Below are 20,447 nucleotides of genomic sequence, written 5' to 3' on the forward strand. Positions count from 1 at the left end.
CGGGCTTTCCGCTTGATAAGTAACACCCAAAGTGTGACAGTGTTAGTAGAACGCCCTAACTGATACAGGCACCCATCATGTTCATCCGCGCATACCTCCGAGCCTCCACCGACGAACAAGACGCCGGCCGTGCCCGGGCTTCGCTCGAGCAGTTCGCCAGCGACCATAACAACGTAATAGCAAGCGTGTACCTGGAGAACGCCAGCGGCGCCACCGCCGACCGGCCCGAGCTGCTGCGCCTGCTGAAGGATGCCCGCAAGGGTGACGTGTTGCTGGTGGAGTCGATAGACCGCCTCTCCCGCTTGCCGGTGGAGGATTGGCAAAAGCTGAAGGCCGCTATTGACTCCAAGGGCCTGCGCATCGTCGCGCTCGACCTGCCGACCAGCCACCAGGGAATGCAGGACACTAAGGGCGACGAGTTCACCGGTCGGATGCTGGGGGCCATCAACTCAATGCTGGTGGAAATGATGGCCGCCATTGCGCGCAAGGATTACGAACAGCGCCGGCAGCGTCAGGCCCAAGGCATTGAAAAGGCCAGGGCTGCCGGAAAATACCAAGGTAGGCCCATCGACTTAGATCTGCATGGGCGCGTTAGAGAGTTGCTTAACGCCGGATTGGGGATTCGAGCAACCGCACGACACGCCGACTGCTCGACAACGACAGTTTTAAGAATCCGCGATCAAAACTAGGCCTTGGCTTCCTCTACTGGAGATGGGTCGTTCGACGCAACTTTAGGGGGCTCGATCTTTCCTTTTCGCTCAAGGGAGGACGCCGCCAAGTCTGTGACTTTTTGCATAAAGCCAGGAACGCTTTTGGCAGCGTCCTTGATGATTCCAGACGACAGAAACTCATGCCATGGGCTACCGAAACTGTCGGTTTCTACAAGCCTGAGTGGCTGCTCATCAAACCTAGACAGCGCAGACTTCAGGAGCTGCTTTTCCAGATCTGGATCAATCTTCGCAGCTTCCCGACGATAACCTTCATAAGCACGAGAAATGGATGCTTTGAATGCATAATCTTCAGAAAGCCGGAAGCGCTGTCCAATTTGCTTCGTTGACAGCCATGCAAACCATACCGGCGCACCCACAGAAAGCACCGCTAGCACCAGGTTAACGGTGATCGAAAAGCCACTCGCTGACGAGTCACCGATCATTCGTCCAAGCCGCTCCACTTGAATTGACCCGAAAAAGCTCCCAGCCCCCAGAGCGACAACAAGCCCAAACACCCAGCCCCACATTGAAAAATCTAATGCGCGGGATCGCTCAGTGAACGCAGCCGCAAGCCCCGTACTTGTGGCAGAAGCATAAGCCTGCTCACAAAGCTCAGTGACATTCCGGGCATCTTCAGCGGCTTTTGATATTGTGACCTCTAACTCTTCAATCCGTTTTTTGGCAGCTTCGATAGCTGCCTTGTCGGAATCGGCGCCTTTAACAACGATGTCGACCCGCTGCCTAGCCTCCTTCAGCAACTGAAGATCGGCAGGTAATTCCTCGGCTGCACTATTGGCGTTTTCGATACGCGCTACCTGCTGATCTAAGTCCAACGACCTCTCAGCTAAATCGCCAACACGCGCCTCGATAGCTCGAACCTTCTTAAGCGACTGCTGAATACTCTTCGATAGGTCGTGCTCGCTCAGAAGGATCGGCTCAAGAGCCTGCTCCAAGCCTTCTAACGTCAAAACATAGGCAGGCACCGCCTGAGAAGCGTTGTCCCACATATTCGGGACAGTTGCTTTCCTGAGGTACTGCAGGCGTTTAGGGTAGCTCGCAAGGTCCTCTTCATAAGATCCAAGAAAATCGCCCCCCCTATCAGTGATAAGGCGTTCGAGCCGGTGCGCCTTGCTCATTAGCTCAGTGCCAGTGAGACCAGGAAAGGACCAGTTCGACTGGAATGTTGAAAGGGGCTCGTCACTTGGAAATTGATCGGCAATCTCCTGCGCTAGCAACTCAAGCTCACTACTTAATTCTTCTAACAACGGGTGCATTTTGCCTCCTGCATATATGCGTGAACCATAAACGTAAAAGCCCCGCGCAAGGAGTTGCGCGAGGCTCTAATCGGATCGTTGCACCCGCCATGCACCCACGGATCAAAAACAGAAGTGTTGTGGGAGTGCTAAATCATTGAATTATATGGTGTCCCAGGGCCGGTTCGAACGGCCAACCTTCCCCTTAGGAGGGGGATGCTCTATCCAATTGAGCTACTGGGACATGTCGCGATCGTCGGGCCAAAGGCTCAGCGACGGACGGCGTGCATGTTAACGGCCACGGTAAAGTTTGTCATGTCATCCGTTGGCTTTTTGATCGTAGGCCAATCCTGCAAGCATATACGTGGCGCCGCACTACATTCGCTCGCCCCGCCCCATCGTGCAGATTGCATCCCAGCAAATTGCCATCATTGCAAATTGCAATGCACCACAACCTCGACTGACCCGCAAGCCATTGTTTATATTGAACTAATAGGTTGGCACGAGAGCTGCAATAGTTCTTCTACTAACCCGATTTGATACAGGCATACGGAGAAGAAATCATGAACAGCGCCCTTTTGCTCGGCCTCAACGCATTGGCACTGGCCGCGCTGGCAACCTTTCACTTCCAGCCTGCCGATTTCCAAGACACTGCTCAGATCAATCAACCCGTCCCCCACCATCTGCAGCAACGTCCACAGTTGGCGGTCATGACTGCCAATGCCCAATCGCCCATTCGCTTGGCCCAAGGCACCCAAGAAGCCCCAGCATCCGAACACTGGGTATTTTGAGAGCGCTACTCATGTCCAAATCCGCATGGTTATTTCTTTGCCTGACGCTTCTCACCGCTCTACTGGGTTTGAGTAACGATATGCGGGAAAGCGCGACCCTCGCATTTATCGCCAGCGCTGTGTTCGGCTGCCTGCTGATCGTGTCGCTCGCCATTGGTCGTCGTATCAAATTCGACCCCGTGCTGCGCTAGCCCTCCCCGCCTCAAACCCTGCCCTACCTTACGTCGCCCTGCGCTAGTAAAACAGCAAACTGCCACTACCCTCGTAGATGAGGGCAAAAGGCCATATTGCTTCTGGCGCGAGCTCTTCAACCCGATGCGGGATAAGGTTTGCGCGAAGATCAGGAATGTCCGATCCGAGCAAAAACTTTTCCAACCAGTCCGCAAAAATGCAAATCAGTGCTGGCATAAAGCCTGTAGGCGGTTCAATATTTGTCACAGAATTGACGCCAAGGAAATGTCAAATCTGAGGCATGATGCGGCCTCTTTGCAATTCGGGTTGAACTTTGGTCGTGAGCCTTGTCTTAACACACATCCTTGCGGCCAATTCCAGAAACCGCTCCCCTGAACTAACCGGTTAAATATATGCGCCCATTGAAACAGGCAATTTATTCCAGCCGTACGGCTGACAAGTTCGTCGTACGTCTGCCAGACGGAATGCGGGAACGCATTGCCGATGTGGCCCGCAATCATCATCGCAGCATGAACTCGGAAATCATCGCTCGCCTGGAACAGAGCCTTATTCAGGAAGGTGCTTTGGGTGAAGAGCTAAGCATGCGCCTGGACAGTCCGGAGCTGTCACTGCACGAACGCGAACTGCTGCAGCGTTTTCGTCAGCTTTCCCACCGCCAGCAAAATGCTCTCGTTTCGCTGATCGCGCACGACGTAGAGGCGGCCGCAGAAGCTAATTGATTTACACTTGAAAGCCGAAGCCAGCTATATGCTGGCTTTTTTTTGTGTGGGATTTGAGCAAGGGAGGCGAGGGCAGAATTGCCCTCGCAGGGAAGGTCAGAGCAGGAAGATGGTGGCCAAGCCCAGGAAGATGAAAAAGCCCCCACTGTCGGTCATGGCCGTAATCATCACGCTGGCCCCCATCGCAGGATCGCGCCCCAAACGCGCCAAGGTCATGGGAATCAGAACCCCCATCAAGGCAGCCAACAATAAATTGAGAGTCATGGCAGCGGTCATCACCACGCCCAACGACCAACTGCCATATAGCAAGTAAGCCACCACCCCTATCACTCCGCCCCATACCAGGCCATTGATAAGGCCCACCGCCAATTCCTTGCGCAACAGACGCGAAGAGTTTGCGGTACTGACCTGATCCAAGGCCATGGCACGTACGATCATGGTGATAGTCTGGTTACCGGAATTGCCGCCGATGCCAGCCACTATCGGCATCAAAGCTGCCAAGGCCACCAACTTTTCGATGGAGCCTTCAAACAGACCGATCACGCGGGACGCGATAAACGCGGTAATCAAATTGACGGCCAGCCACGCCCAGCGGTTATGCAACGAACGCCAGACTGACGCAAAAATGTCTTCCTCTTCACGCAAACCTGCCATGTTGAGGACTTCGGTTTCACTCTCTTCGCGAATCAAGTCGACGATTTCATCGATTGTCAGACGGCCGATCAGCTTGCCGTTCTTGTCGACCACCGGAGCCGAGATCAAGTCGTAACGCTCAAAAGCCTGGGCCGCGTCGTAGGCATCTTCATCCGGATGAAAGCTCACGGTATCGCTGGCCATCAGGTCAGCAACCCTCTTCTCCGGATCATTTACCAGCAGGCGCTTGATGGGCAATACGCCCTTGAGGATGCCTTCGTAGTCGACCACAAACAGCTTGTCGGTGTGGCCAGGCAGCTCTTTGAGACGACGCAGGTAGCGCAACACCACTTCCAGGCTGACATCCTCGCGGATGGTGACCATCTCGAAGTCCATCAGCGCGCCGACCTGGTCTTCATCATAAGACAGTGCCGAACGCACACGCTCACGCTGCTGAGTGTCCAACGCCTCCATCAGCTCATGAACAACATCACGCGGCAATTCAGGCGCCAGGTCGGCCAGTTCGTCCGCGTCCATCTCCTTGGCCGCAGCCAGGAGCTCATGATCGTCCATGTCGGCAATCAGGGTTTCGCGAACCGAATCGGATACTTCGAGGAGAATGTCGCCGTCGCGATCAGCCTTGACCAGTTGCCAGAGCGTCAGCCGATCATCCAACGGCAAGGCTTCGAGGATGTAAGCGACGTCGGCGGAGTGCAGGTCATCCAGCTTACGTTGCAACTCGACAAGATTTTGCCGGTGAACCAGGTTTTCGACGCGGTCATGGTGCGGACCTTCCTGGCGGTGCGTGAGGTCTTCGACCACGCGCTGGCGCTGCAGCAGCTCGATAACTTGAGCCAGACGATCCTGCAGGCTTTCTTGTGTTTTCTTTACTTCTACTTCGGTCATAGGCGAACTCCACCCCCAGCAGCGGAGCGCGCCGGAAGGATCAATCAGTCAATTCATGATTGGTAAAGCGGGGTACTGAGTAACTACTGGGTAAGTCCATGGAGGCAGTCCATAAGCCCCGGCGGGGCTGACCGGCGCATGATACACCGACCAACCGCTTTTAACGTCAAAAAACTGGAAAGAACAAGCGCTTGCAAGCCAAAGTTGAGTATTGGCTGCATCCATGAACTGCGACGACACAGCCGGAAGGGAAAACACACGGAAAATCGAAAAAGGCCTGCGCCAGGATAAAACCTACACAAACCCCAGACGGCAAAAAGCCCGCACTAGGCGGGCTTTTTGTTTGTATGGTGCACTCGACAGGATTCGAACCTGTGACCGCTCGGTTCGTAGCCGAGTACTCTATCCAGCTGAGCTACGAGTGCAGATTGTGCTTTTTAGACCAGATCACAACTGGTTGGAGCCAAGTCACCTGCATTACTGCAACCAACTCTTAAATGGTGCACTCGACAGGATTCGAACCTGTGACCGCTCGGTTCGTAGCCGAGTACTCTATCCAGCTGAGCTACGAGTGCATTTGTTGCCGCGCATTATAGGCCGTTCAATCTCTATGTAAAGCTATTTTTTCGAGTATTTTCAACAACTTACCGAAAAAACCAGATTGCAACGTACTAAGCAAATAATGGCGGAGAACGGGGGATTCGAACCCCCGACACCCTTTTGAGGTGTACTCCCTTAGCAGGGGAGCGCCTTCGGCCACTCGGCCAGCTCTCCGCAACACGGGGCGTATATTAACCACGTTCCTCCCCGTTTGCAAACATAAAAAACGATAAAAATTAAAGGCTTGGTTCTTCGTCCTTCTCTTTCTTGATCCGCAGGTAGATTTCCTCGCGATGGACCGCTACCTCTTTCGGAGCGTTAACCCCGATACGCACTTGATTGCCTTTGACGCCGAGCACGGTCACGGTGATTTCGCCATCACCGATAATCAGGCTTTCTGCGCAACGACGAGTCAGAATCAACATACCTTTCACCTCACGCAATTCATTTCAGGAACAACAGTCTGCAAAAAAAAGGCATTGGACCTACAACCAGACGGCCATAGCCCTACCGCCTAAGTATTGTCGAGCCCACGCAAAAGAACATGCGCTCAACAAAAAAATGAAAGGCGCGGTAAGCCGCGCCTTTCTGGCATCGCATCACTCGCCCTGTCGGGCCGGAGCGTCCAGCTCAAAAGCGGTATGCAGCGCGCGCACAGCCAGCTCCAGGTACTTCTCCTCGATCACCACCGAGACTTTGATCTCTGATGTAGAGATCATCTGGATGTTGATACTTTCCTTGGCCAGCGCCTCGAACATGCGGCTGGCAACACCTGCGTGGGAGCGCATGCCCACGCCCACGATCGATACCTTGGCGATCTTGGTATCACCGATCACTTCACGGGCGCCGATCTCCTTCGCCGTGTTCTGCAGGATACGCTCGGCCGCATCGTACTCGTTGCGGTGCACGGTGAAGGTGAAATCGGTGGTGTTATCGTGCGAAACGTTCTGCACGATCATGTCGACTTCGATATTCGCACCGCTGATAGGGCCGAGGATCTTGAAGGCCACACCTGGAGTGTCTGGCACGCCACGGATCGTCAGCTTGGCTTCGTCGCGGTTGAAAGCGATGCCGGAAATGATCGGCTGTTCCATGGATTCCTCTTCATCAATAGTAATGAGGGTGCCCGGACCCTCCTTGAAGCTGTGCAGTACGCGCAGCGGAACGTTGTACTTGCCGGCGAACTCCACCGCACGGATCTGCAACACCTTGGAACCAAGGCTGGCCATTTCCAGCATCTCTTCAAAGGTGATCTTGTCCAGGCGCTGGGCCACGGACACAACGCGCGGATCAGTGGTGTAGACGCCATCCACATCGGTATAGATCTGGCATTCGTCGGCCTTGAGAGCCGCTGCCAGCGCCACGCCCGTGGTATCCGAACCGCCACGCCCGAGGGTGGTGATATTGCCCTGCTCGTCCACCCCCTGGAAACCGGCTACAACCACCACGCGTCCAGCCTTCAGATCGGCACGAATCTTCTGATCGTCGATCTGCAGGATGCGCGCCTTGGTATGCGCGCTGTCGGTAAGAATGCGCACCTGGCTACCAGTGTAGGACACCGCCGGCACACCGCGCTTGTTCAACGCCATGGCCAGCAACGCAATAGTCACCTGCTCACCGGTGGACACAATGACATCCAGCTCACGCGGCAGCGGCTGTTGATCACCGCTGATGGCCTTGGCCAGGTCGATCAGGCGATTGGTCTCGCCGCTCATGGCCGACAGCACGACCACCAGGTCGTCGCCGGCATCACGGAACTTCTTAACCTTGTCGGCGACCTGCTCGATTCTTTCGACAGAACCGACCGAGGTGCCTCCGAATTTCTGTACGATCAAAGCCATTTCTAAGCCGCCTCAGCCCGTAAAGGGGCGCCCAATAAACGAATCTTCCAGCAACCGAGCGAGCCCACGACTAAACCATGGGCTCATTAACAGCGCCTTAAATACCTGCCTCGACAAACGGCACGGCCAAGGCCAGGGCCGCGTCCAGGGCGCCGGCATCCACACCACCGCCTTGCGCCATGTCCGGACGACCACCGCCCTTGCCGCCCACTGCCGCAGCAGCTTGCTTCATCAAATCACCGGCTTTGAGTTGGCCAGTCAGGTCCTTGGTTACACCGGCAACCAGAACGACCTTATCCTCATGGACACTGCCGAGCAGGATCACTGCGCGGCCGAGCTTGTTCTTCAACTGATCGACCAAGGCCAGCAACGCCTTGCCGTCCTGACCGTCCAGGCGCGCCGCCAGGACTTTTACGTCCTTGACGTCAACCGCCGAGGCCGACAGATCGTCGCCCGCGGCACTGGCTGCCTTGGCCTGCAACTGCTCCAGCTGTTTCTCCAGCGCGCGGTTGCGCTCAAGCACGGCGGACAGCTTGTCGATCAGATTGTCGCGGCTGCCCTTGACCAGGCCGGCCGCTTCCTTGAGTTGTTCTTCGGCGGCATTGAGGTAGGCCAGCGCCGCGGCGCCGGTCACCGCCTCGATACGGCGCACACCCGAGGCCACGCCGCCTTCGCTGATGATTTTCAACAGGCCGATGTCACCGGTGCGATTGGCGTGGATACCGCCACACAGTTCCACCGAGAAGCTGCCGCCCATGCTCAGTACGCGCACTTGGTCGCCGTATTTCTCGCCGAACAGCGCCATGGCGCCTTTGTTCCTGGCGGTCTCGATATCCGTTTCCTCGGTTTCAACCGGGCTGTTCCTGCGAATTTCCGCGTTGACGATATCTTCCAGCGCCTTGATCTGCTCAGGCTTGATCGCTTCGAAATGGCTGAAATCGAAACGCAGGCGCTGGCTATCGACCAACGACCCCTTCTGCTGGACATGCTCACCGAGCACCTGGCGCAACGCAGCGTGCAGCAAGTGAGTGGCCGAATGGTTCAGCGCGGTTGCATGCCGTACATCGGCATCGACCTGAGTATCGACCGGCGCACCCACGACCAGGTTGCCCAGCACCAACACACCATGGTGCAGGAACGCACCACCGGTCTTGGTGGTGTCGCGCACCTCGAAACGACCGGACGTCGAACCGAGGAAACCACAGTCACCGATCTGGCCACCCGACTCAGCGTAGAACGGCGTCTGGTCCAGGACCACGACCGCTTCATCGCCCTCGTTCAGCACATCGACTGACTTGCCGTCTTTATAAATGGCAACGATTTTGGCGGAGCCGGCGGTTGCCTTGTAGCCGATGAACTCGGTGGGTACATCAACCTTGACCAAGGTGTTGTAGTCCAGGCCAAACGAGCTGGCCGAACGCGCGCGCACACGCTGGGCCTCCATCTCGCGCTCAAAACCTACCTCATCGACGGTCAGCTCGCGTTCGCGGGCGATGTCGGCGGTCAGGTCCATTGGGAAACCGTAGGTGTCGTAAAGCTTGAACACCACGTCGCCCGGCACCACCGTACCCTTGAGCTCAGCCAGGTCCTGCTCGAGGATTTTCAGGCCATGCTCCAGGGTCTTGGAGAACTGCTCTTCTTCAGCCTTGAGCACCCGCTCGATGTTGGCTTGTTGCTGCTTGAGTTCCGGAAAGGCGTCGCCCATCTCGGCCACCAGCGCAGCCACGATCTTGTAGAAGAAGCTGCCGGTCGCACCCAGTTTGTTACCGTGACGGCAGGCGCGACGGATAATGCGGCGCAGCACATAGCCCCGGCCTTCGTTGGACGGCAACACGCCATCGGCAATCAGGAAACCGCAGGAACGGATGTGGTCCGAGACCACCTTGAGCGAAGACTGGCTCTCATTGGCGCAGCCAATGGCCGCAGCCGAGGCACTCAACAGGTTGGTAAACAGGTCGATTTCATAGTTGGAGTGAACGTGCTGCATGACCGCACTGATGCGCTCCAGCCCCATGCCGGTGTCCACCGACGGTGCCGGCAACGGATGCAACACGCCATCGGCGGTGCGGTTGAACTGCATGAACACGTTGTTCCAGATTTCGATATAGCGGTCGCCATCTTCATCCGGCGAACCCGGCGGGCCGCCCCAGATGTCGGCGCCGTGATCGTAGAAAATCTCGGTGCAGGGGCCGCACGGGCCGGTATCGCCCATGGTCCAGAAGTTATCGGACGCGTAAGGCGCGCCCTTGTTGTCACCGATGCGGATCATGCGTTCGGCGGGCACACCGATTTGCTGGGTCCAGATGTCATACGCTTCGTCATCCGTCGCGTAGACGGTGACCCAGAGCTTTTCCTTGGGCAGCTTCAGCACGCCGGTCAGGAAGGTCCAGGCAAAGGTGATCGCGTCTTTCTTGAAATAATCGCCAAAGCTGAAGTTGCCCAGCATTTCGAAGAAGGTGTGGTGGCGCGCGGTGTAACCGACGTTTTCCAGATCGCTGTTCTTGCCGCCGGCGCGTACGCACTTCTGACTGCTGGTGGCGCGGGTGTAGGCGCGCTTTTCCTGGCCCAGGAAGCAGTCCTTGAACTGGTTCATCCCCGCGTTAGTGAACAGCAGGGTTGGGTCATTGCCTGGGATCAAGGAGCTTGAGGCTACACGGGTGTGGCCTTGCTCTTCGAAGAAGCGAAGGAAGGCTTCACGGATTTCTGCGCTTTTCATTAGGTTCTTCCACGGAGGCTGCGGCCAAAGGCCAGTGCGCAACATCATCAGACGAAGCGACGGCAAAGGGCCGCATTATATCGGCCCTTTGCCGGTGGTACAGCGTGTTTATGTGATAGAAACAGTCAATTAGACGGCCTGCACTGTCATTTCCGCGAAAATGCGACGAATGTCTGCACGACTTGCTCAATCTGGGCCCGACTGACATCCAAATGCGTGACCATGCGCAGACGCGGCGCGGCGCTCAACTTGATCCCGTGCTCGGCGGCAAAGCCTTTCAGGGCCTGCGCCCGATCGCCCATCTGCACATAGACCATGTTGGTCTGTACCGGCTCGACCGTATAACCGGCCTGGCGCAACGCATCCCCCAGCCACTGCGCATTGGCGTGGTCATCGGCCAAACGCTGCACCTGGTGATCCAGGGCATACAGGCCCGCCGCCGCCAGGGAACCGGCCTGGCGCATGCCGCCGCCGACCATCTTGCGCAGGCGCCGCGCCTTGGCGATCAACGCGGTGGAACCGCACAGCACCGAGCCGACCGGTGCGCCGAGCCCCTTGGACAGGCACACCGACACCGAATCGAAATGCCGGGCAATCTCTCGTGCCTCCACGCCCAATTTGACCGCTGCGTTGTAAAGCCGCGCGCCATCCAAGTGCAAAGCCAGGCCGTGTTCACGGGTAAACGCACGCGCCCGGGCCAGATATTCCAGCGGCAGCACCTTGCCCTGCATGGTGTTTTCCAGCGCCAGCAAGCGCGTACGGGCGAAGTGGAAGTCGTCGGGCTTGATGGCGTCGAGCACGTGATTCAGGTCGAGGGAACCGTCGGCCTGCACTTCCAGCGGCTGCGGCTGGATTGAACCGAGCACGGCCGCCCCGCCGCCTTCGTATTTGTAGGTATGGGCCTGTTGCCCGACGATATATTCCTCGCCGCGCTCACAGTGGGCCATCAACGCCAGCAGGTTGCTCATGGTGCCGGTGGGCACGAACAGCGCAGCGTCGAACCCCAGGCGCCTGGCCAGTTCAGCCTCCAGTTGGTTGACGCTGGGGTCTTCGCCGTAGACGTCATCACCGCTGACGGCGCTGGCCATCGCATCGAGCATACCGGGGGTGGGTTGAGTCACGGTGTCGCTGCGCAGGTCGATCACGGTCATGAAGGGGGCCTCTAACGGAATGGATAAGTCCTTTTGTGAGTGATTACTGCGGGCAAAGCCACGCAATATCAAGTCCCCGCTGCACTCAATCGAATACCCACCAAACAAACCGATATAGCTTATCGATACGGCAACCGTGCAGTTTTTGAAAAACCATGTTAAAAACTCTGCGCCGCCAGGGTTCTGGCGGCAACGTTCTCAGGGCGGGGTGTAATTCCCCACCGGCGGTAATTGCGCGCAATGTGCATAGCCCGCGAGCGCTTGGCGCCTCGAACTGCTCAGGCAGGACGGCGACAAGGTCAGCAGACCCGGTGTGATCCCGGGGCCGACGGTCATAGTCCGGATGAAGAGAGAACGGGATTGGCACCTAAGGGCCGCGCGCCTGTTCGCGCACGCGTACCCTTAAATCCCATTCGATTCATAACGCCCTGTTTTTTTCTTAAACAGGAGTCAGAACATGCAACCCACCGCAATCGACAGCAAAAGCAAAAACCATCACGGCGAGCGTGTCGCGTTTATCCAGGCCTGCTGGCACAAGGATATTGTCGACCAGTCGCGCAAAGGCTTCCTCGCCGAAATGATCGCCCAGGGCTACCAGGAATCGGACATCGATTTCTTCGAAGTCGGCGGCGCCTTTGAAATGCCCCTGCACGCCAAGCTGCTGGCCAAGACCGGCCGTTACGCCGGTATCGTCGCCGCCGCGCTGGTGGTGGACGGCGGCATTTATCGTCACGAATTCGTCGCCCAATCGGTGGTCAGCGGCCTGATGCAGGTGCAGTTGGAAACCGAAGTGCCGGTATTTTCGGTATCCCTGACTCCCCACCATTTCCACGGGGGCAGCGAACACACCACCTTCTTCTACGAGCATTTCGTGCACAAGGGCCAGGAAGCTGCGCGTACGTGTGCCGACACCCTGCACAAGGTGCGGGCGATCCGTCGTAGCGAGCCGCGTGCTGTAGCGGTCTAAGCAACACCGCAAAACGAGTGTGGGAGGGGGCTTGCCCCCGATGGCGGTGTGTCAGTCAGCTCATCTGTAGCTGAAACACCGCTATCGGGGGCAAGCCCCCTCCCACATTTGAAGCCAGTCAGGCCTGAGATCTATGCAAGGCCAGCTTCTGTGGTCGGCACGATGAGAATTCCCGCGCGCAAACCATTCTTCACCTTCGGGTTGGGGAAGATGATGCGTACGCCCTCCTCCTCGATCACCCAGCGGGTCTGGGCCACATCTTCGGCCAGCAGATACCCCTTTTCCAATTCCGAAAAGTTTTCCACGTCCGCCGGCAAATGCAGTAGGAACGCGTCGCTGTGCTTGATGATTTCCCGTGCGACGGCGAACAGCTTCAAGCCGTCGAGGTCGCCTGTCTCAGGCTCGGTGCCTTCGATGATGTGCTTGAGGCGCGTCTCCAGCCTGGACACATCCACGCTCTGGTTCTGGCCGAAAGGACGGGCCTTGCCCAGCTCCAGGGTGAAGGCCTCGGCGTCGAGTCGTTCGTAGGTGAACGCCGTGAAGGTGATAGAGGCTTTGTTCTGCAGCAGCACCGCCTCCATTCCGGCGGCGCGCAGGCGCTCCAGCTCACGGCGCGAATGCTGGCGCCCTTCTTTCCACGGGTACAGCGCAAATTGCTCGATCTTCGAGCCGCGAATCGCGGTGTGCAGGTCGTAATGCAGGCGCGAACGGCCCGGCTGGCTGAAAAAGCTGCGGGCCAACTGTTCAAGTTCGGCGGCGCGCATGGCTTCGGGACCAATGTTGCTTTCATGCCGGCCGTTGAACAGCCGGTTGATGTCCAGTTCAAGGTAACGCTCGCCGCGACGCATGGCCTCGGGGTTGCCGAACAGGAACAGAATACGGGTGCGGGGCTTGATCTCCCCACGGGCGATGCCATGCAACAGGCGGTCGAGCAGTTCGATCGGCGCGGTTTCGTTGCCATGGATGCCGGACGACAGCAGCAGGTCGCCGCCATTGTCCCGGGCTTCAGGCGGGCGCACTTCAAGCGCGCCCTCACTGAGCCAGCGCATTTGCACGCCGTCGACAGTCAGTTGAATTTTTTGCGCCGGTTCGCGACCGGCGAGGGTCAGTTCAAGCAGTTTGCCGAGGGCGAGCATAAGCAGCTTCCTTAGTGGTTGCAGCCTGGGCCGTGGACGTGATCGTCGTCATCTCCTTCGACGTCAGCCGGTTCCATTTCCAGTTCCAGGCTCATCAGGTTGGTCGCCAGCGGGCGCATCAGCAGGTTGGCGTACTCGGCGTCGCCCTCTTCCACATCCACACCGATCAGCAGTTGGCCACGGCCGTCATGCTGGATCCAGATCTCCTTGCCCTGCCAGACCACGGCAACGCGGGTGCAGGAGGTTTCCAGCTGGGTGCCGTCGGTGTCTTCAAGGATCAGCTTCAGGGTGTCGGTCATAAATAAAATATCTCAGCCGTAGGGCGTTAATTGATCTGGAAAGGATAAACCGAGCCCAGTTTAAGGATTTGCGTCAGTTCATCCAGTGCCGTCCGGCACTCAAGCAGCAATTGCGGGTCAGCCAGGTCGGTTTCGCGCAGGCTGTCGCGGTAGTGCCTGTTGACCCATTGGGTCAGGGTGTCGTACAGCGGCGCGGTCATGATAACGCCTGGATTCACCGCCGCCAGTTCGGTTTCGTTCAACGCCACACGCAAACGCAGGCACGCCGGGCCGCCGCCGTTCTGCATGCTTTGCTTGAGGTCGAACACCTTCACTTCGCGGATCAAGCCGCCGCTGGCCGTGAGGTGCTGCAGGTACGCCCAGACGCGCGGGTTGGCGCGGCATTCTTCCGGCACGATCAGCAGCATCGAGCCATCGGGACGTGTCAGCAACTGGCTGTTGAACAAGTAGGAGCGCACCGCATCTTCGACGCTGACCTGGGAACGCGGCACACACACGGACTGGAAGTTGCCGCCCCGCTTGCCCAACTTGCCCTGCAGTTCGGCGAGCATCTGTTCGGTGTTGAGGAACGCGTCCTCGTGGTAGAACAGCACCTCGCCGTTGCCGACCGCGATCACGTCGTTGTGGAACACACCGGCATCGATCACCGCCGGGTTCTGCTGGGCGTAGACCACGCCGTCATCCTTCAGGCCGTGCAGACGTGCAACCGCCTGGGACGCCTCGAGTGTCTGGCGCGCTGGATATTTTTGCGGGGCCGGGTAGCGAGCATCGAACGCACTGCGGCCAAACACGAAGAACTCGACGCCGGCCTCACCGTATTCACGGCAAAAGCGCGTGTGATTGGCCGCGCCCTCATCGCCAAACTGTGCCACCGCCGGCAATGCCGCGTGGTGGGCGAAGTGCTTCTGGTCGGCGAACATCGCCCCCAGCACGCGGCTGGTGGTCGGGTGTTCGATGCTGCGGTGGTATTTGCAGTTGAGGTTGGCAGCGGTGAAATGCACGCGGCCATCCGCCGTGTCGGCGCTGGGACTGACCGTGGCGGCGTTGGCCACCCACATGCTCGACGCCGAGCAGCTCGCCACCAACAACGGCATGGCGTGCCTGGCCGCCTGCTCGATGACCTGAGCGTCGGTGCCGCTGAAACCGAGGTTGCGCAGAGCGGCCACATCCGGGCGCTCCTGGGGCGCGAGTACGCCTTGCACAAAGCCCATGTCCATCAGCGCTTTCATTTTTTGCAGCCCCTGCAACGCCGCTTCCCTGGGGTTGGAATGCTGCTGGCTGTTGCTCTGGGACGCGACGTTGCCGAAGGACAAGCCGCCGTAGTTATGGGTCGGCCCCACTAGACCGTCAAAATTGACTTCATAGGATTTCATCGGCGAGGCTCCACGAACATCTGTTCTTATAGGCAATCTTCAACACACCACAGATTCAGTGTGGGAGGGGGCTTGCCCCCTCCCACATTCAAATAAGCGTAATGCCAGGTGTTAGCGTGGCGGGCACCGCCAACGTTGGGGTCTCCAGCGACGCCACCGGGTACGCGCAATAATCGGCCGCGTAATACGCACTGGCGCGATGGTTACCCGAGGCCCCGACCCCGCCAAACGGCGCGGTGCTGGCGGCGCCGGTCAGCTGTTTGTTCCAGTTGACGATACCGGCGCGGCTTTCCAGCCAGAACTGCTGGTAACGCGCCTCGGAATCCGACAGCAGGCCTGCGGCCAGGCCGTACTGGGTGTCGTTGGCCTCGGCAATCGCCGAAGCAAAATCTGCGTAGCGAATCACCTGCAACAGCGGGCCGAACAGTTCTTCGTCTTCGCGCTCGGTCACTGAGGTCACGTCGATGATGCCCGGGGTCAGCAAGGCGGCCTGGTCCCGGGGTTGGGTCATTTCCAGCAGCGCCACAGCGCCATTGGCCAACATCAGTTCCTGGGCGTCCATCAAGGCTTTGGCGGCAGCCAGGGAAATCACCGAGCCCATGAATGGCGGCGGTTGCTGGTCGAACGCGCCCACTTCAATGGCGGCGCTGACCGCTACCAGACGTGCCAGCAACGCATCGCCCCAGGCGCCTTCCGGCACCAGCAAGCGACGGGCGCAGGTGCAGCGCTGGCCGGCGGAGATAAACGCCGACTGGATGATGGTGTACACCGCCGCATCCACGTCGGCCACTTCGTCTACCACCAGCGGGTTGTTGCCACCCATTTCCAGGGCCAGGATCTTGTCCGGACGCCCGGAGAACTGCTGGTGCAGGTGGTTGCCGGTTCGGCTGGAACCGGTGAAGAACAGACCGTCGATGCCTGGGTTGGCCGCCAGCGCGATACCGGTTTCCCGCGCGCCTTGCAGCAGGTTCAATACACCCGCCGGTAAACCCGCTTCGATCCAGCACTGCACGGTCAGCTCGGCAACTTTGGGCGTCAGCTCGCTCGGTTTGAACAGCACGGTGTTACCCGCCAGCAGCGCCGGGACAATATGCCCGTTCGGCAAGTGACCGGGAAAGTTGTAGGGGCCGAACACCGCCACCACACCGTGAGGCTTGTGGCGCAGCACAGCGGTGGCGTCGCCCAGGGCGCCGCTCTTCTCGCCGGTACGCTCGCGATAACTTTGCACCGAGATGGCGATCTTGTTGGCCATGCTGGTGACTTCAGTCGCCGATTCCCACAGCGGCTTGCCAGTTTCCTCACCAATGCAGCGGGCGATTTCATCAGCGCGGCTTTTCAGCGTGGCGGCGAAGGTTTCGAGCACACCGATGCGCTCTTCCAACGACTGCCGAGCCCAGCCTGGAAACGCCTGACGCGCAGCCTGCACGGCGGACTCGACCTGTTCGGCCGTCGCGCCATTGCCGCTCCACAGCACTTGCTGGGTGACCGGGTTACGCGACTCAAACAGTTCACCCTGGCCAGCCAGCCAGCTACCTGCGATGTACAACGAATTCATTATTTCGACTCCCGAGCAGCAGACAACGCAACAGCACGCACTTGATCACCGACCACCAACTGCAGGCGCCTGGCGGTCTGGGGATCGACCACCAACGTGCCCGCAGCCAGGCGGGCCGGTGCGGCCGTGATGCGGCAGTCTTCGCGTTTGCGGTTATGGATCAGGAACGGCGTGGCGTCGTCCCCCGGCGTGCCGATTGCCAGCACCAGCGCCTGGCTGTCGCGCACCGCACGAATCTTGCTGGTTTCACACTCCACCGCCGGGCCCGCGTCGAAAATATCCACATAGCCCTGGTAGCTGAAGCCTTCGCTCTTGAGCATGCTCAGCGCCGGCTCGGTGTCCGGATGCACCTTGCCGATCACGTTGCGCGCGTCTTCGGAAAGAAAGCAGCTGTACAGCGGAAACTTCGGCATCAGCTCGGCGATAAACGCCTTGTTGCCGACGCCGGTGAGGTAGTCGGCCTGGCTGAACTCCATCTTGAAGAAGTGTCGGCCCAGGCTTTCCCAGAACGGCGAGCGCCCTGCCTCGTTGGACACGCCGCGCATCTCGGCAATGATCTTGTTGCCAAACAATTGCGGGAATTCGGCGATGAACAACAGGCGCGCCTTGGCCAGCATGCGGCCATTGAGGCCGTTGCGGTAATCGGCGTGCAGGAACAACGAGCACAGCTCGGAATTGCCGGTGAGGTCGTTGGCCAGGAACAACGTCGGAATTTCGCGGTAGATATTCAACTCCTGGGAGGCGCTGACCGTCAGGCCGACCCGGAAGTTGTACCAGGGCTCGCGCAGGCCGACGGCGCCGGCAATGGCCGAAATCCCCACTACCCGACCTTCGTCGTTTTCCAGCACGAACAGGTAGTCCGCATCGCCGCGCCCGGCTTCGCCGCGAAAGGTTTTCTCCGCCCAGCCCACGCGATGGGTCAGGCGCTCTTCGTTGGCCGGCAAGGTGGTGAGGCCGGTGCCGGTGCTGCGCGCCAGGTCAATCAGGGCCGGTAAATCGCTGCTGCGTACGGGACGAACGATCATGCTATCTCCTCGAACGGGCCGCTGTGGTCAGCCACCCGCGAAACTCTCTTTTTAAACCGCAACCAGGCGCACACTCGCACCTTCGCCCACACCCAGGGCTTCAGCTGCCTCCAGGTCCAGAATCACTGGCTTGCCCGGCGCGTAGTCCAGCTCCAGCATCACCGCGCGGTAATCCTGCAACTGCGCGTTGCTCACCAGGTACTGGCGACCGACGCCCTTGGCCATCTCGCCGATTTTCACCGGCACCACGCGGCTCTGGGCAATCGAGCGAATCCCCGACACCCGCGCGTGCAGCGTCGGGCCGCCGTCGAAGATGTCGATGTAGTGATCGGTCTCGAAGCCTTCGCGCATCAGGATGTCGAAGGTGATCTGTGCACGCGGGTGCACCTGGCCCATGGCCTCCTGGGCTGCGTCCGGCAGCAGCGGCACGTAGATCGGGTAATGCGGCATCAGCTCGGCGAGGAAGGTACGGCTTTTCAGCCCGCACAGGCGCTCGGCGGCGGCGTAGTTGAGGTCGAAGAAGTTGCGACCGATGGCGTCCCAGAACGGCGAATCGCCGTTTTCGTCGCTGTAGCCAACGATCTCGGTCACCACCGAATCGGCAAAGCGCTCCGGGTGGCTGGCGACGAACAGCAGGCGACCACGGGAATTGAGTTCCGACCACGGCGAACCGACCAATGCAGGCTTCACGTAGAAACTGGTGAGCAGGCTATTGCCGGTCAGGTCGTGGCACTGGGAAAGCACGTGGATCTTGTTGTGGATCTTCAGCTCGCGGGAGGCGTGCACAAAGGTTTCGTTACGAAAACTGTAGAACGGCTCGGAGTAGCCGGCTGAAGCAACGATGGCCGAGCAGCCGGCGAGCTTGCCGGTGTCGGTGTCTTCAAGCACGAAGAAATAGCTTTCTTCACCGTTGAAACTCACTTCGGCCGCGAAGGACGCTTCACTGGCGGCGATCTTGTCGCTCAGGCGTTCCACATCATCCGGCAAGGAAGTCACACCAATCGGGCTGTCCGCAGCCAGACGCTGTACCTCGCCCAGATCAGCCATTTGCGCGGGGCGCATCACCAGCATGGTGTCACTCCTTAACTCGAAAAACTCATAGGAAAAAATACCGGACACGGGAACTGAGTTCACACAGATCCCACGTGGGAGGGGGCTGGCCCCCGATAGCAGTGTGTCAGTTGATAAATCAGGGGACTGATCCACCGCCATCGGGGGCAAGCCCCTTCCCACATTTGGAAACGGTCCGACCTGCCAAATGTGTTGCTATCAGGCTTGGGTCAACGTCTTCACAGCACGTTCAAAACGGTCCAGGCCTTCCTTGATGTCCGCCTCTTCCACCACCAGGCTTGGCGCAAAGCGCAGCACGTCCGGGCCGGCTTGCAGGATCATCAGGTTCTCTTTCTCGGCGGCGTTGAACACGTCCTTGGCCCTGCCTTTGAATGCATCGCTGAGCACACAACCGATCAGCAAGCCCATGCCGCGCACTTGCGTAAAGATGCCGTATTGCGTGCCGATCTGCTCCAGGCGCGCCTTGAACAGCGCGTGTTTGGCATTCACGCCGGCCAGCACTTCGGGGGTGTTGATCACGTCGATCACGGCTTCCGCCACCGCGCACGCCAGCGGGTTGCCGCCATAGGTGGTGCCGTGGGTGCCGACCACCAGGTGCTTGGCCAGGTCTTCACGGGTGAGCATCGCGGCAATCGGGAAACCGCCGCCCAGGCTCTTGGCGCTGGTGAGGATGTCCGGCGTCACGCCGTAATGCTGGTAGGCGAACAGGTGACCGCTGCGGCCCATGCCGGTTTGCACTTCGTCAAATACCAACAGCGCGTCGTGGGCGTCGCACAGTTCGCGGGCGCCTTGCAGGTAAGTCAGTTCGGCCGGCAATACACCGCCCTCACCCTGGATCGGCTCCAGCACCACGGCGCACGTCTTGTCCGACACAGCGGCCTTCAGTGCAGCCAGGTCGTTGTAAGGCACATGGGTGATGCCAGTGATTTTCGGCCCGAAACCATCGGAGTACTTGGACTGGCCACCGACGTTGACGGTGAACAGCGTACGGCCGTGGAAGCTGTTCAGCGCGGCGATGATCTCGTACTTCTCGCTGCCGAAACGGTCGAACGCGACGCGACGGGCCAGCTTGAAGGCGGCCTCGTTGGCTTCGGCGCCGGAGTTGCAGAAGAACACGCGCTCGGCAAACGTGGCGTCGATCAGCTTATGAGCCAGGCGCAGCGCCGGCTCATTGGTGAACACGTTGGAGACATGCCACAGTTTGTTGGCCTGTTCGGTCAGCGCACCGACCAGCGCCGGATGGGCGTGGCCCAATACGTTGACCGCGATGCCGCCGGCAAAATCGATCAACTCACGACCCGCCTGGTCCCACACGCGCGAACCTGCGCCACGCACGGGAATAAAGGCGGCAGGTGCATAGTTGGGCACCATGACCTGGTCGAAATCGGCACGTTGCACCGGGGCTTGCTCAACGGACATCGGAGTCTCCTGAAGAGGAACGCCTGCCTGGAACTGGCGGGCGATGCAGGGATTGTAAGGACAGTTTTCGGCTGGGCCTTGTCGCCAAGC

The 20,447-nt window shown here is 59.1% G+C and carries 18 protein-coding genes, 4 tRNA genes and 1 riboswitch; of the genes, 5 read left to right on the forward strand and 17 right to left on the reverse strand.

What is annotated here, in order from left to right; translation table 11 throughout:
- Positions 1-77: 77 nt before the first annotated feature.
- The gene (locus tag BFP96_RS11395; protein WP_065936189.1) at positions 78-689 is read left to right on the forward strand and encodes a recombinase family protein; all 612 of its coding nucleotides are present in this window, start codon (positions 78-80) and stop codon (positions 687-689) included.
- Here the strand turns inward: BFP96_RS11395 and BFP96_RS11400 are convergent.
- Together BFP96_RS11400 and BFP96_RS11405 are read right to left on the reverse strand one after the other, a co-directional pair.
- Positions 686-1,984 (reverse strand): hypothetical protein, encoded by a 1,299-nt coding sequence (locus BFP96_RS11400; protein WP_065936188.1) that lies wholly within the window; start codon positions 1,982-1,984, stop codon positions 686-688. The genes BFP96_RS11395 and BFP96_RS11400 overlap by 4 nt on opposite strands.
- A 146-nt stretch (positions 1,985-2,130) precedes the next feature.
- Positions 2,131-2,207: transfer RNA gene (locus BFP96_RS11405), tRNA-Arg, on the reverse strand.
- Between the two features lie 319 nt (positions 2,208-2,526).
- Here BFP96_RS11405 and BFP96_RS11410 point away from each other — a divergent pair.
- The 3 genes from BFP96_RS11410 (at position 2,527) to BFP96_RS11420 (ending at position 3,665) form a co-directional block, all read left to right on the forward strand.
- Complete coding sequence (locus BFP96_RS11410) at positions 2,527-2,754, forward strand: hypothetical protein (RefSeq protein WP_065895870.1); 228 nt, start codon at positions 2,527-2,529, stop codon at positions 2,752-2,754.
- Positions 2,755-2,765: 11 nt separating this feature from the next.
- Positions 2,766-2,945, forward strand: a complete 180-nt coding sequence (locus BFP96_RS11415) for a PA3371 family protein (protein WP_065884436.1) — start codon at positions 2,766-2,768, stop codon at positions 2,943-2,945.
- A gap of 393 nt (positions 2,946-3,338) precedes the next feature.
- A complete protein-coding gene (locus BFP96_RS11420) occupies positions 3,339-3,665 on the forward strand; it encodes an Arc family DNA-binding protein (protein ID WP_065884435.1) in 327 nt (108 codons plus the stop codon).
- Between the two features lie 96 nt (positions 3,666-3,761).
- Here BFP96_RS11420 and mgtE read toward each other — a convergent pair whose 3' ends face one another.
- From mgtE to ltaE, 8 genes are all read right to left on the reverse strand, one after another.
- Positions 3,762-5,204 carry a magnesium transporter gene (gene mgtE / locus BFP96_RS11425; protein ID WP_065892684.1) on the reverse strand — a complete coding sequence of 481 codons (1,443 nt, stop codon included), beginning with the start codon at positions 5,202-5,204 and terminating at the stop codon, positions 3,762-3,764.
- A 348-nt stretch (positions 5,205-5,552) separates the two neighbouring features.
- A tRNA-Arg gene (locus BFP96_RS11430) sits at positions 5,553-5,629 on the reverse strand.
- Positions 5,630-5,702: 73 nt separating this feature from the next.
- Positions 5,703-5,779: transfer RNA gene (locus BFP96_RS11435), tRNA-Arg, on the reverse strand.
- A gap of 108 nt (positions 5,780-5,887) precedes the next feature.
- A tRNA-Ser gene (locus tag BFP96_RS11440) sits at positions 5,888-5,978 on the reverse strand.
- A gap of 62 nt (positions 5,979-6,040) precedes the next feature.
- Entirely contained in the window at positions 6,041-6,229 is a 189-nt protein-coding gene (gene csrA / locus BFP96_RS11445) for a carbon storage regulator CsrA (protein ID WP_003175645.1), read from the reverse strand.
- Between the two features lie 174 nt (positions 6,230-6,403).
- The gene (locus BFP96_RS11450) at positions 6,404-7,645 is read right to left on the reverse strand and encodes an aspartate kinase (protein ID WP_057723714.1); all 1,242 of its coding nucleotides are present in this window, start codon (positions 7,643-7,645) and stop codon (positions 6,404-6,406) included.
- A 97-nt stretch (positions 7,646-7,742) separates the two neighbouring features.
- Positions 7,743-10,361: an alanine--tRNA ligase gene (alaS, locus tag BFP96_RS11455; RefSeq protein ID WP_065936187.1), complete on the reverse strand. Its 2,619-nt coding sequence runs from the start codon at positions 10,359-10,361 to the stop codon at positions 7,743-7,745.
- A 146-nt stretch (positions 10,362-10,507) separates the two neighbouring features.
- Entirely contained in the window at positions 10,508-11,512 is a 1,005-nt protein-coding gene (gene ltaE / locus BFP96_RS11460) for a low-specificity L-threonine aldolase (RefSeq protein ID WP_065936186.1), read from the reverse strand.
- A gap of 190 nt (positions 11,513-11,702) precedes the next feature.
- A riboswitch (FMN riboswitch) is annotated at positions 11,703-11,872 on the forward strand.
- A gap of 97 nt (positions 11,873-11,969) precedes the next feature.
- Between ltaE and BFP96_RS11465 the strand changes: the two genes are divergently transcribed.
- On the forward strand, positions 11,970-12,479 hold the full coding sequence (locus tag BFP96_RS11465; RefSeq protein ID WP_057723717.1) for a 6,7-dimethyl-8-ribityllumazine synthase: 510 nt from the start codon (positions 11,970-11,972) through the stop codon (positions 12,477-12,479).
- A 131-nt stretch (positions 12,480-12,610) separates the two neighbouring features.
- On the opposite strand, the gene astE is transcribed toward BFP96_RS11465, so the two are convergent.
- The 7 genes from astE to BFP96_RS11500 form a co-directional block, all read right to left on the reverse strand.
- The gene (gene astE / locus BFP96_RS11470; protein WP_065936185.1) at positions 12,611-13,615 is read right to left on the reverse strand and encodes a succinylglutamate desuccinylase; all 1,005 of its coding nucleotides are present in this window, start codon (positions 13,613-13,615) and stop codon (positions 12,611-12,613) included.
- A gap of 11 nt (positions 13,616-13,626) precedes the next feature.
- Positions 13,627-13,914, reverse strand: coding sequence for a topoisomerase II (locus tag BFP96_RS11475; protein ID WP_065884430.1), 288 nt, complete (start codon positions 13,912-13,914; stop codon positions 13,627-13,629).
- Positions 13,915-13,940: 26 nt separating this feature from the next.
- Positions 13,941-15,287, reverse strand: a complete 1,347-nt coding sequence (gene astB / locus BFP96_RS11480; RefSeq protein WP_065895867.1) for an N-succinylarginine dihydrolase — start codon at positions 15,285-15,287, stop codon at positions 13,941-13,943.
- 88 nt (positions 15,288-15,375) lie between these two features.
- Positions 15,376-16,845: a succinylglutamate-semialdehyde dehydrogenase gene (gene astD / locus BFP96_RS11485; protein WP_163001579.1), complete on the reverse strand. Its 1,470-nt coding sequence runs from the start codon at positions 16,843-16,845 to the stop codon at positions 15,376-15,378.
- Positions 16,842-17,867 carry an arginine N-succinyltransferase gene (gene astA / locus BFP96_RS11490; protein WP_065884427.1) on the reverse strand — a complete coding sequence of 342 codons (1,026 nt, stop codon included), beginning with the start codon at positions 17,865-17,867 and terminating at the stop codon, positions 16,842-16,844. Before astA ends, astD begins: the two co-directional genes overlap by 4 nt.
- 51 nt (positions 17,868-17,918) lie before the next feature.
- Positions 17,919-18,938 carry an arginine/ornithine succinyltransferase subunit alpha gene (gene aruF, locus BFP96_RS11495; RefSeq protein WP_065884426.1) on the reverse strand — a complete coding sequence of 340 codons (1,020 nt, stop codon included), beginning with the start codon at positions 18,936-18,938 and terminating at the stop codon, positions 17,919-17,921.
- 198 nt (positions 18,939-19,136) lie between these two features.
- The gene (locus tag BFP96_RS11500) at positions 19,137-20,357 is read right to left on the reverse strand and encodes an aspartate aminotransferase family protein (RefSeq protein ID WP_065884425.1); all 1,221 of its coding nucleotides are present in this window, start codon (positions 20,355-20,357) and stop codon (positions 19,137-19,139) included.
- Positions 20,358-20,447: the final 90 nt, after the last annotated feature.

Source organism: Pseudomonas sp. 34 E 7 (assembly GCF_900005715.1).
Classification (GTDB): domain Bacteria; phylum Pseudomonadota; class Gammaproteobacteria; order Pseudomonadales; family Pseudomonadaceae; genus Aquipseudomonas; species Aquipseudomonas orientalis_A.